Consider the following 13,260-nt stretch of genomic DNA (forward strand, 5'->3'; position numbering starts at 1 on the left):
CACTGAAAATAATAACTCGGGGAAAACGACGAAATAGCATTGCTATAAACAACCAAGTTTAGAAAGTCACCAGAGCGTAGATTTGTCCGCACACAAACATTCGGGAACTACAGCATGAGCTCTGTCGACTTTATTAAAAGACTATTAAACATATTGCCAGACACTTGGTCCGATATTATTGATCATGCCGATAGCTTAGACCAAAAACTCAATGCGAGTTGTGGCTTTATAGAGACAAAGAAAACAGCTTTAACGACCTATATAGATACATTGTTGGACGATATTGAAGGTGAGATCAATCGCTACGACAATCAGTTAAAAGCGACTGATTTCTACAAAAAAACAACCGGAATTCAGCTCAACAACCCTGCTCTTTACGATTTAAACATAGATTTTGACAGCAGCGACACCGAGCAGACTCGCCAGTTCGTTTCAGCGAAAGTGACCGCAATAAAAAACATTGTTGATCCAATCGTGACAACTGAAGAAGAGATTTGGACAGACCTAACCAACATACTCACAGAGGTATTCACCCTACCTGATGATTTTGATGATTATGATGTCGAAGCTATTACCTTACTAAGAAAGAAAAAAACAAAAGCCTTAGTGCCTACTTGTATTGACCTTATAGAAAGACTCACCGGCGCCGTCATTGCCGATGAATACCCTGCCACTGAACCGCCGACAGAACCGCCGACAGAAACCCCGATCGAGGCATCAATCAACAACATCGGTGATACAATCACTGGCATTGTAACTAAACCTATTAGCGGTGATAGCTACAGCGATAAAATAACCACTATTCGTGCCCAGATAAACACCACCGAAATTCCTGCAAGTGATAGCTTAAAAAGTACAGTCACGGACCTCGACAAACTGATGGAATATGCCGAGAAAACGGCAAAGCTGATTGAGCTTGATGAAAACCACACCATTCTCTTTCCTGAGGAAAAGAACGCAACCAATGTCATCGATGCCGCGCAAAGGTGGTTAGATGTTATTAAGCAAGAGAAGTCCGGCCTGTTTTTTGACGATATGCTCGACATAATAACCAAGCCCCTCGCAACAGCTTTAGCAGAGACAGAAAACCAAACAAGCGTTATCACGTTTGTCGACGACACACTACCTAAATACAACGGTTTTACGACCATAGAGGAACGCGTTAGATTTACGACGTCAATTTTACCTGACATCGTAACGCTAGTATCGAACCTCCTCGCATCGGATTCTCTGGCGACCAAACTATCTCCTATCGCTAAAGATATGCAAATTGACAGCGACGACGATCTCAGCGATAACCTTGGCATCATGTTGGTGTTATTAGAGAAAATTGCACCCAGCCTGCAAAAGGCGCTACCAGAAAGCATCAGCGATGTACTGGGCGATAACGGCCTGCAAGAGCTTATTCAAAAAATCATTGCGACCAGAGCCTACCTGAAAGACTCAGTACCCGTCAGATTTAAGCTATTGAGTGAAACAGAGATCAACGCCTTGTTTGCGCCGACTCCCCTTCTCGAGGATGCAAGCAACACGAGTAGCACACCTGACAACACTGACAACACTGACAACACTGACAACACTGACAACACTGACAACACTGACAACACTGACAACACTGACAACACTGACAACACTGACAACACTGACAACACTGACAACACTGACAACACTGACAACACTGACAACACTGACAACACTGACAACACTGACAACACTGACAACACTGACAACACTGACAACACTGATAACACTGATAACACTGATAAAAAAAGTGGCATCACCTTGCCTTCAAAACAAGAGTTGATCAGCTTACTGATCTTCGTATTGGAAAACAGCGCACTCAAAGACAACCTAACTGAGGATCAAACAACCATACTCAAAAATATCCTGAATGGCGATCCATTAGGGTACTGGGTCAATAAATACCAATCGAAGCTTAAAGACTCATTCGATACGCTTTCATTTGCGAGCGAACAAGACGCGATCACTGCATTATTCAAGCAAATAAATGAGGACAATGACGGCTACGCAGCGGTCACAGTGGACGATCTGGCAAATAAAATTAAAGAGCAGCTTATCCTTGCCGCGAAAAAAGTCGGCAAACTTCCCGTCAGCTTACTCGAATTAGCCCAGGAGGTTATCAATATTATTATTACTGTCATCAGCTACATAAAGATACCTGATGCAATAGCCGAAGCATGGCCGATTAGCATGATACTGAATGATAAAAACCCCAATTTATTATGTCTCATCATCGCTATGCCGATAGCCGTCATTAAAGATATCTGCAGTCTTTCTATCGATGATATTGAAAGCCTTTTTACAGCGTAACAAACCCTAACCGCAACAACCAAAAATAGTTGGAGACACCATCATGGCAACATTCACCACAGAGACCCTATCGAAAGCGATTGGAGAAACACAATCTCAACAGGGTGAGTCCTGGCGCAGACAAAAACAGCTTAGCCGTGCAACATTTTCCTGGGGGATTCTCACTGACGTTCTCGGCGCTGCAAGCGCAGCTTTTAAAGAGACCTACGAATTAATGGAAATTGAAAAAGACAAGACAGCGGGGCATAAAGGAACGACAGCGGATGATTTTGATAAAATGATTAAGTGGAAGTATATCTGTATCGGTACTAACGTCGCTCATGATGTCGTAGGGAAATCTGCATCAAGGTATTTACAATACTACGAAACATACCCAGGAAACGGCGCCCCAAATGGCTTCTACGCTGACATATTGAAAGCGGTAGTGATGAGTGGAACGGTCGAGGTAGATGGAGCCGAAGTGGCTAAGCACAAAACAATCGCAGACTTTGAGAAAAACCAAGACGACCCATACGACACGCTCGCAGGTTTCAGGACAAACGGGTTTATCCCTCGCCCTGAAAAATCACTCAACAAGGGTGGCGCTTACTCCACATTCAAGAAGGCAGCCGGAGAGCTTTATAGTAGCTTCAACACCCTCGAATCTGACGATAACATGAAAAAATTATTTAAAAAATTAACTCTACTAAAAGAAATCCTGACTGATTTACGTGATAAGAATTACGAAAAAATACCAGCCGAAAAAGTTGTAGAACTAAAGTTAGCAGCTAGTTCGATCGAAGAAAGCCTAGTAAGAATGTCTGCCAAAAGAATAGGTACTTGGCCCAAGGAAGAAAAGATAGGACTTAAAAACGGCGAAGTCATAAAGGTCTGCAGAAGTCGCCTCGAAAACACCAGAAAGTTCTACAACGCCCTCACTTATTGCTTAGCAAAATACAGAGACGACGAGACACAGACCGAAGAGTCGGAAATGACACTTACACCTCAAAATGCTAGTAAGATACGAGATATAAATACTGCTTATAAAGTCTATTTAAATGCAGCAAAACTAGAAGAAAAAAATATTATTCCCGTCGATGCAATCCAAACCACAGATTTTCTCACCAAGACCTACTGGGACATATCAGCTGATCTTAAAATGCTGAAAAATTTTGAGGATGAAATGATCAGGGACTGCTTTGACAATACTCAGAGTACAAAAGTAATCGATAAATCATTAATCGGTAACCTCGAAGACGTTATAAAACTATTCTTTTCTTAATAAACCCGTAGCATTCCGCCCCGATGGAGACAGTATGACAAACCAAAACGACAAAGGCTTGGCGCTTGCCTTCTGGCTTCCAGAGGGTGCGGATAGTGCACTGGCCCCTGAACTCAGCATCATCCGCAAAGACGGTGACGTGATTATTTCAGGTAAGATCAGTGACGACTACCTATTCCCCAGCTTGATCAATAGTTTCGAAAAAGATCGAGGACAGACCGCAACAACACCAAAACTCGACATCTCCAGCGCGCTAGCGCCGATGCTCGAAAAAATCAATAGCAGCATCGAAGGTGTTGCTGACCTGGGCGATTTTAACTCGTTTTATTCCGGTTTTAAATCATGCCTTCCCGACCTCAATACAAGTTCATCAACGATTAACTTTGAAGATGTAGAATTTTCCTTTCGCATGGGCAAACAAACGTCTGCTGTCTTTGCCGTAGAAACCCAGCATTTATCAATTCAAGTTTATTTTAAAAAATATATCCCATCAGGCGCCACTAAAAGTAGCACGAAAATACTACTACTCGCCAAACCCGTTGATGGCATTAACCTTCGAGACATCGTTCCGCTCGTTGAAACCAACAACCTGCCCGACTTTTCAATAGATGCTTGTTTTGTTTGTGCAAGCACGCCCCTTACCGCGATAGAAATAGCGGAGTTATTCGCGTTAAAACCCGGCAACGACCAAACTCAGCCATTATTAGCCAATCTGGCAGACGGGCCACTGATCAGCACTTTCCCTAATGAACAATTGAGTTCAGGGGTGTCAATACTGGCCAATATCACCCTATCAGATAAACTCTTGCCGATTTACATCCCGCTCAACAACGATGCCTTTAAAGACGATAAGAAAGCTCAGGCTGCTAGCGAGGACAACACTGAAACACCAGAAGCGAAAAAAGCAGAAGCAGAAGCAGAAGCAGAAGCAGAAGCAGAAGCAGAAAAAAACAATCAGAATAACGCTACTGATAGCCAGGTAGAGCAAACCAGTAATAGCGGGAAAGTAAAGGGTAAAAGTCTAGGCCCCATTGCTTTAGAAGGATTAAACATCGGTTATAGCGATGGCCTCGTCAACCTGCATATGGATGGTAGTTTAAAGTTAGCCAGCTTTCAGTTGATCCTGCAACAACTGGTACTGAACCTCGATGTCAAACAGGTGATGGAGGGTAATATTAGGCAGGCACTCAGCTTTGACTTGGCCGGCCTAGAGTTTTATTTAAAAACAGCCAGCTTTTCATTGATGGGTGGGATGCTTCGTGAAAAAAATCCGGAAACCCAGCGTGATGAGTACTCTGGCCAGCTTGCCTTAACAACAAAAACGCTCTCCCTGAATGCTTTGGCTTTATATTCTGAACTCAGCGATGGCCAGAAGTCTCTATTTGCCTATCTTGCCGTTAATTATCCAATAGGCGGAGTCCCGGCCTTTTTTGTCGAAGGGATGGCCCTCGGCTTTGGCTATAACCGTGGCATTAAGCTACCCGCACTCGATCAAATACAAAATTTCCCACTCGTCTCTGTACTAAAAGACGGTACAAGTGTCGGAAAGACATTGGATGCTGATGAATTAGAAAAGCTCAAAACCCAATCAACAGCTTTAAGCGCCTACCTACCTGCGACCGCCGGCCAGAACATGATTGCCGCCGGCATCAAGTTCAACTCCTTTAAATTAGTCGACTCCGTCGCGGTGCTGATGGTCGAATTTGGCCAGCAGCTCGCCATACACTTGGTCGGCACCTCCAATATGCGACTGCCAGCAATTAAGGCCAATAAAAACCCCATCGCCAATATCGAGATGAACTACAGCGTCTCCTTCGAGCCCGATCGCGGCTGTTTAAGGCTGGAGTCCGTGCTGACCGATAACAGCTATGTGTTATCGAAAGACTGTAAGCTAACCGGTGGTTTTGCCTATTACTCCTGGTTTAAAGGCGAGCACGCCGGGGATTTTGTTGTTTCCATCGGTGGTTACCATCCCGATTATCAAAAGCCAGACCACTACCCTGATGTCCCTAGATTAGGCTTTCGCTGGCAAGTCAGCTCTGAACTATCGATGAAGGGCGGAATGTATGCCGCTTTAACACCGGCAATGATCATGGCCGGCGGTAATTTATCGGCTAGCTTCGATGCGGGCTGTGTATCAGCCTGGTTTGATACCAGCCTCGACTTTTTAATGACGTGGGAGCCCTTCCACTATGATGCCAAATTCCACATCAACCTGGGTGCAGAGATTGAAATTAGCTTTGGCTTCTTAGGTAGTAGAACGATCGGCGCAGAACTCGGTGCCGACCTGCACATATGGGGGCCTGAATTCGCAGGTGAGGCAGATATTAGCCTGTCCATATTCTCATTTAGCATCGAGTTTGGTAGTGATAGCGGCAAGACATCCACCATTAGCTGGAGCAGCTTCAAAGATAACTACATCCCAGTTTCTGCTGAGACAACGTTTGCTGAATTCAACATCACCGGTGGTCAGAGCAAAACAGTTAATGATGATGAGGGGGAATGGTTAGTCATTGACCCGGACGAGGCCACCATCGAGATCAATAGCCCGATCCCATTATATTCAATTAGCACAATTGAAAATAACAGTGAAAGCAGTCATCGCAAAGGTGAGACATTTTATCTCGGCCCAGTCGATGACAATCCTATGGTCAATAACTGGAGCATGGAGATTGAATGTAAGAACGAACAATCCATCGAGTTCACAATCGCTGACAGCCTAGATAAAAACTTTCCAAGCGCCACTTGGGGTAAAGCACAGGACCAGGACGAACTAATCAGTACCAACTCACTGACGAAACTAATGACCGGTGTGCGGCTTGTTGCAGCAACGAAACACAAACCAACGGTAACCGAAGCACTGGATGCCGATGACTTTAGTTATTCCGATGTTGACGAGGAGGATGCTGGCTGGCAGTGGGCAGAAGCGCTTGCCTGCCAGCCTAAAGAGAGAACAGAAGAAGATATTATTGAGGCTTTAACAAGTACCAATAATACCGTTCAACGACAAACTATTGCAGATTTCTTCGATCATGACACTGACATCGATTTAACCCTTTTACTGAACAAAGGGGTAGACGAAACATTTATTGGCTTACCAAAGGTGTATAGCGCTTAAACATAACGTCTTTGCCACTCACCCACTTTAGCCTTAACAGCCTGTTTCCGGCTAAGGCTAATGCTTAGGACCCTATTATGACAGACGACCAGCTACAGTTTATTGACTACAGAAAACCTAAGTTAGAGGCCGGTGATTACCGCTTTACAGTGACCCATCAATACGGTGATCCGGCGAGTAATTCACCAACCGAAAAAAAAGAAAGTAAAATCAATATACGCGCGACGGGCACAAGGGTCGATATTGCACAAGACGACATTTTTGCGCAGTTCCCGCACCCTGGCGATATTGGCGACTTCACCACGATCATGCCGCATATCTCCTTTAAAAAGGGCACTTTGCCCTGGTTAAGGTCAGCCTACCTTAACAAGGGTGATAACACTGATAACACCGCTGATAACGAACCTTGGCTGTATTTAATGGGCGTCAACCAACTTGACATTGACAATGGTAGAGCCACTTTTAACGACAACTGTTTATTAACAGCACTTGATAATGGTGCTTACTTCCCAAAAGCACAAAAACAACAGCTAGTTGACGACCTCTCTGTTACACAGCAGAGCGTTAAAACCGTTGATATTAAAAAATCGCTTTTTAGAAAGCTATTTTGTCGTGACGACAAAGACATTAGTTCAAACAAGGATCAAATAGAGTACTTAGCCCACATCAGGCGACGATGGCAACCACAAGCCACTGACACCCTAGGCGACCCCATCAATATTGACGTTGAAAAAGGCATCATCGACACGCTCAACGCCTCAGTCTTTAAGTTAGGCACAAGTAATATCCACGATACATTCAATCTACCTAAAACAGCAGAAAATGTCGTTGTTATTGTCGAGAGTGTGAGCTGGCTAATCAGCGACCCCGATAACGGTGATATCTTAATCGATACAATAAAACCGATAGATGGCAGCTCGAAAAAAGCAACACTACAAGTATGCACACTAAAGCGTGAACTTTCCGTATTAGTATCAAACCGGTTAGGGCAAGCCGATCATCTAACCTACCCCGAAGGCACCAAGAATCATGCTTTAGTCGTATCATTAGAGCAGTATTTAAAAAAAGACACCATCAATGAAATCAACGAATTAGACGACGATGCAATGCTGCGCTTTATCGTGCTCACTGCCTGGTCCTATACCTGCACGCCATCACAAGTTAACTTTCAAGATCGCACAAGCAAACTTGACGTTGATTCTTTTAGGCTTACTGAGGAGAAACGTGAGCAAGCACAACTAACGGGCAGCACGGCGCTGTACCAGCGTTTATGTTCGGGATATGTCGCACTGCCACATCAGCTACGCCAAGGAGCGCAGTCTGCCTCATGGTATCGTGGCCCGTTTTCACCCACGATGAAGGGTGGGAATAGTGGCGATTTAACACCTGCTGAGCGGGGTAAAATTCTTCAACCAAAGGATGAAGATGATAGCAATCAGGTAGATGAATATACTTTTGAAACTTCAGATGCTGACAGACTGCTATGTATTGATGAAGACAGCGGCCTTTTTGATGTCAATTATTCGTCAGCTTACGAGCTCGGCCGATTACTTTCCTTTAAAAATAGTGAGTACACCCAGCTGCTATCACAATTTAAATCAGCTAAAGCGCGCTATGTAAAATTAAGCAAAGATGACGCGTCAAGAAAATCCATCGCGGAAGAAAATGGTATCTACATCGATACGCTACCCTATGCGAAGCTCAATACTGAAAAGCTCGACGCACAAGAGAAAGAAGTTGGTGATTGGCTGATTTCACTAGCCGAGTTGAATAACATCCCAACCTGGTGCTTAATTGCCGACCCCGAGCTGCTGCCTACCGCGAGTGTTCGAACCTTTAGTATTGATAGTAAGTGGATCCAAAGCTTATGGCTAGGGGCCCTATCATTAAACGGACGACCTGAACTCACTTACGAGTTATTCGACTATTTCTACAAGAAATTAAAAAGCGCTATTCCAACACACGGCGCCTTACTACGTTCGGATGTGGTCTGGGCCTATCCAGAGCTAGTCGCGGAGTTCAGGTTATTAGCTGACCTATCTTCACCTTATAAAATTCCAGAGAAGACGCCAGCCATCGAAATCATAGCAGAGCATAACCTAGCGCCGGATACGCAGTTATTCCTGACAAAAGAGCCCTTCAACTACCTTTCACTATCACTACCAATTGAGAGTTTGCATTACGGCATCAGCAAACGGAGTGATTCAGACTCCTACTATAAAATCCTCAATTTTAAAGGCCACTCGATAAAAGTGGCTGCCGATGGTGATGACGATGAGAAAACGAAGGTGCCGCTATTTGACACTGACCTAGGGATTATTCAAGTAAAAGAGTTAGCTGATAATATTTTAAATAAAATCAAAAAAAGCACAAACATGACCGAAGAAAGTGAACAGAAGTTTGTCAACAACCTAACGCAGATTAAGTCAGCACGATTAGGCCGTTTCATGCTCAAAGGTGAACCTAAAGTCGAATTTGTAGTAACCGATAAGGATTAAAAATGAATATTTTATGCGTGCCTATAAAAGTCGATGCTCTAGTGGCAGATAGCACTATTCAAGCAGTAACGACTAAGGACCAATACACCCGGCTGCCTTATGTCGACGAGAACAACACAACAATAAACACTCAAACAGCGAACCTGTCATCTTCAATAACGGTAAAGCCCTTTGACAATTATTACAATTTAGAACCGGGCATTCATTTGCACTGGAAATTACCTGACATGCTGTTACATGGCAAGAGAGAAGGTAACCAGCTAAGCATGCCATCGGTACCCAATCGCTGGTTAGTGATACGTAAGCATAAAAGTGATCCTGATAAAGGAAAGCAATGGGTTGTTGAAAGCGACTACTTACATCCCGTTGGCAGTAAGCCTAATCGAGCTATTTGCATACCAAACACCATAGCGAAAAGTGAGAGCACCACCCTCCCGCCCTATCGCTATCTTGGCCGCCAGGTTACACTCGAGGAATGGAACGAAGAAGCCAAAACAGGGCATGATTATCTACCATCGCTGAATGGTTTAGGCTGGGGAAACCCCTATTTCTCTGCCCTTTATACAGACTGTTATAGTGTCTTTGGCGCCTATGATGACGAACTATCAGGGAGAGAAACCAAAAACTACAACTATGAGGTGTATGGCTGGTATGCCGATAAAAGCGATGACTATGTCTATAATATATTAAATAAAGACGGCGCAGATATTGCTAAAAATGCTGCGGAATTAAGCGATCTAATCAACAGTACCGATGGCCTTACAAAGCAAACAGGCATGCTGTGCTATGGAAAGGTCTGCTTTTCTACAATGGAGGCTCATTACCAGGAAGACGGCATAGACCTGTCTAAAACAAGCATCACATTAGCAAAAAGCCCCTATGAGGCTGCAGCAGCATTTATTGCCAATGAATTCAACGACAGTGAAGGTGTCGATGGTAGTAAGCTACAACTCGAAAATCAAATACAGTCCCTGTTATTTAACGATGACACCTCAGGGAAAAATATAGATTTTGTCGATCATTTAAAACAAGCTCGACATAAAAATGAATTTACGCCTGTTACTTCAGGAAAACTCTATGAGTACGTCGATGAGTCGGGTCTATTTGATGATTCCACGCTAACGATAGATGAGAAAAACAACATAAAAGCAGTGTTCTCAACCTTCAAAAAGAAACAGCAGAGTAGCTTAAACCGCTTAAACACACTCAAAGAGCAGCTGAATACCATTCAGCTGAGCTGCCGGCACTACACGCGTTTACTCTACAATGATTGGAGTAAATACATGTTACGCTTGCATCCAGGCGAATACGCAGCTCTGAGCGATGTTGACCCCCAGATCGTACGATTACTTATTGAACGAAATACGTTACCACAACTTGAAGCCTATCAAGATAGAGCCAATCAGTTAGAAGAAGAGGTGAATACACTAGAGGCTAGTATCAAACAGGTGTATACCGACTCAATGTCTAGTGTAGACAGCAACAAAAAAACATGTGATCAATTAGGTGTCGTCAAAAACCCGCTTTTGCTGGTCCCAGGTTCACGATATTGGCAGCCTAGCAACCCATCGCTCCTTATTGCTGGAGACGTCGCCAAGCAAACAACTGATGTTCCACTCTATGCTGACGATGAAAAACTGAAATGCCAGTTGGTTAATACCGGTAGCGATACATTAAAATCTTGGTTAGTCAAAGCTGATAATACAGCCGCACTTTACTCCGAAGGACTCGCTGTTAATACATGGGGGAAACAGCCTTGGTCGCCTTTAATGATCGAGTGGAAAGTCAATGTTTACCCTGACAGCCGTACGTTCAGTAGTGGCAAAGTAGGCGAAAGCAACTATGACGAAGAGTTTATCTCGTCCAACTACCGTATTCCACTCAACGACGGAGAATATGGGCTACCAAGCGCCGGAATTGACCTTATGCTGAACAACCTCAGCGAAGCCGTCACACCTCAGAAAGAATCTACAACGGTAAAAGGCCGATCACTGCTCACCTTTTCAGGTAAGTCACCTATCGAGAAAAAAATTCACAAATACCTAAGTAGCCAATCAAAAAGCAGTGACAACACTGTTTTCAATAACATTAAACGTTTAATCACTAAGTTCGAAGAAAGTCACTGCATGATGCCAGTTTTAGAAGGCTTCCATGAAAAGCTCTTGATGTATTCCAACGATACGATGTTAGTCGCAGATGACCCCTCTAAATTTTCTCCCTCACTTGGATTTGAAGATAACATTACTGACAGGGTAAGAGAGCAGCTAAATAATAAGAACTTCAAATTACCATACCCAGACGACCACTTCTTACCTATAAAAAGTGGTTCAACCAAAGTAAATGTAGTGGAAGTCATCGACACATTCGGACGGTTTAAAGCACTCGACTGCGGCCTTATCAATCGTCCAGAAACCAGCACTCGTAACAACGAGCTATATACCCCTCCTCGCCTAGTACAACCAAGTAGGCTGATGTTTCGCTGGAAAAATGTTAACGCCAGTGATGATTCGATGAGCTCACCTATTTGCGGCTGGCTATGTTACAACCATTTTGACGATAGCCTAGTGATCTATAGCGCTGACGGTACACATTATGGCGCCATCAACCCTGATGGTCTTTGGGTCGACCGCTATGGTGCTCAGACACGACTAACTAACCCTAAAAGTGTCGATCTCAATAAATTTGTAACAAAAGCATTAAGCTTTCATAACAAAAACCGCATTGAAAAAAATCTGATTATTCGACAAAGCAGTCAAAAGGTATGGGATGAGCTGGTGAAATCTGGCATCTTACACCCCTACGGTGACGAGACAAAAGCCTATTTAAAGCCAGTACAAAAACAAGACTGGCCGACAGACCTTGAAAAGAACTTCGAAGATGGGCAACAACTGATTGAGGCATCTTCAACTACGGTCAACTATCTCCCTCAGTTTAAAAAGGCGATTTTACGGTCTCAAGATAACATTGAGCCCCTACAAACTCAGCTGTCTTCTTCGGGCATGCCATACAAGCCGTTAGCAATTGTCAAAGCAAGCATTAACCTTCAGCTTTTGGGTGAGTCTGAAGTTAACAAGAGTTTCGATGCGATAAATTATGATTTGAAAAACAACCAGAGAAATAACCGCGGCTTTACCAAGGTTAAATTCCCCGTAAAACTAGGTGAGTACAACAACTTAGACGATGGTTTAGTGGCTTATTGGCCAGAGCAAGATAATGCCGCCCTTTCACAGCGCGGCTACTTCCCACAGTCTGATATGTCTGACGCTGGTAATTACATTGATGGCGCAAGTTTTAACACTGCAGAGAACTCGGACGATCATTCTATCAATGATTACATTGACAATACGAAGTCTCAAGGTGTCGACAATTTACAGCTAAGCATTGAAAAGCGGGCAACCTCACTTTTGCTATTAATGGACCCTCAGTGCGCCGTCCATGCAACCTCCGGCATACTGCCCAAAAAACGCCTGCTGATTGACCCTACGGTTTATAAAGATGTATTAGAAAAAATGCAACCAGACTACTTTGCTGCCCCAATATTGACACCAAAGAATGACTTATCAATTCCTCTACCACTTGAGAAGGGTTGGTGTTGGCAGCAAATCAAGTCACGCCCTGTCAACAAGGGGGGGGATGATAAAGAGACTTACATCGAAAGCACTTTAAGCCTGAAAGTCGCAGATAAAAGCCGCTTCATTAACTATTTCGACGCCTCACAGGATGCAGAAACAATCACTGAAGAGGTCTTATCAGCCAGAGAGTCTGACTGGAATAAGTTAATAGCATCAAGTTACTTAAAGCCAAAAACAGACAATCAAGATCATGCTTATTACCATCAAGGCGAGCTTAAAGAGAACGATTATACTTGCTCAATTGAAGAGGTCTCGAAATGCCTGCAAGCCTCATTCCTACCGGAAATAATGCCTGCTCAGGGCTTGCCTGCGCTAGATAACAAGGTTCAGATCATCGAGGGTTGGTTAAAACCAATTCACTTAGCTTAACAAATCCTTTCAAGCGTTAAGGCGCTACAACTTTATACGCGATATGCGTAG

5 protein-coding genes are annotated in these 13,260 nt (G+C 43.8%); all 5 read left to right on the top strand.

Features of this window, described 5'->3' with window-relative positions:
- Positions 1-114: 114 nt before the first annotated feature.
- The 5 genes from EDC56_RS19810 (at position 115) to EDC56_RS13740 (ending at position 13,209) form a co-directional block, all read left to right on the top strand.
- Positions 115-2,331 (top strand): hypothetical protein, encoded by a 2,217-nt coding sequence (locus EDC56_RS19810; protein ID WP_211333697.1) that lies wholly within the window; start codon positions 115-117, stop codon positions 2,329-2,331.
- A 43-nt stretch (positions 2,332-2,374) separates the two neighbouring features.
- Positions 2,375-3,592 carry a hypothetical protein gene (locus tag EDC56_RS13725; RefSeq protein WP_123713142.1) on the top strand — a complete coding sequence of 406 codons (1,218 nt, stop codon included), beginning with the start codon at positions 2,375-2,377 and terminating at the stop codon, positions 3,590-3,592.
- Positions 3,593-3,626: 34 nt separating this feature from the next.
- On the top strand, positions 3,627-6,710 hold the full coding sequence (locus tag EDC56_RS13730) for a DUF6603 domain-containing protein (protein ID WP_162844197.1): 3,084 nt from the start codon (positions 3,627-3,629) through the stop codon (positions 6,708-6,710).
- 77 nt (positions 6,711-6,787) lie between these two features.
- Positions 6,788-9,208, top strand: a complete 2,421-nt coding sequence (locus EDC56_RS13735; protein WP_123713144.1) for a hypothetical protein — start codon at positions 6,788-6,790, stop codon at positions 9,206-9,208.
- A 2-nt stretch (positions 9,209-9,210) separates the two neighbouring features.
- Positions 9,211-13,209 carry a hypothetical protein gene (locus EDC56_RS13740; RefSeq protein WP_123713145.1) on the top strand — a complete coding sequence of 1,333 codons (3,999 nt, stop codon included), beginning with the start codon at positions 9,211-9,213 and terminating at the stop codon, positions 13,207-13,209.
- Positions 13,210-13,260 lie beyond the last annotated feature (51 nt).

The organism is Sinobacterium caligoides (assembly GCF_003752585.1).
GTDB lineage: Bacteria > Pseudomonadota > Gammaproteobacteria > Pseudomonadales > Sinobacteriaceae > Sinobacterium > Sinobacterium caligoides.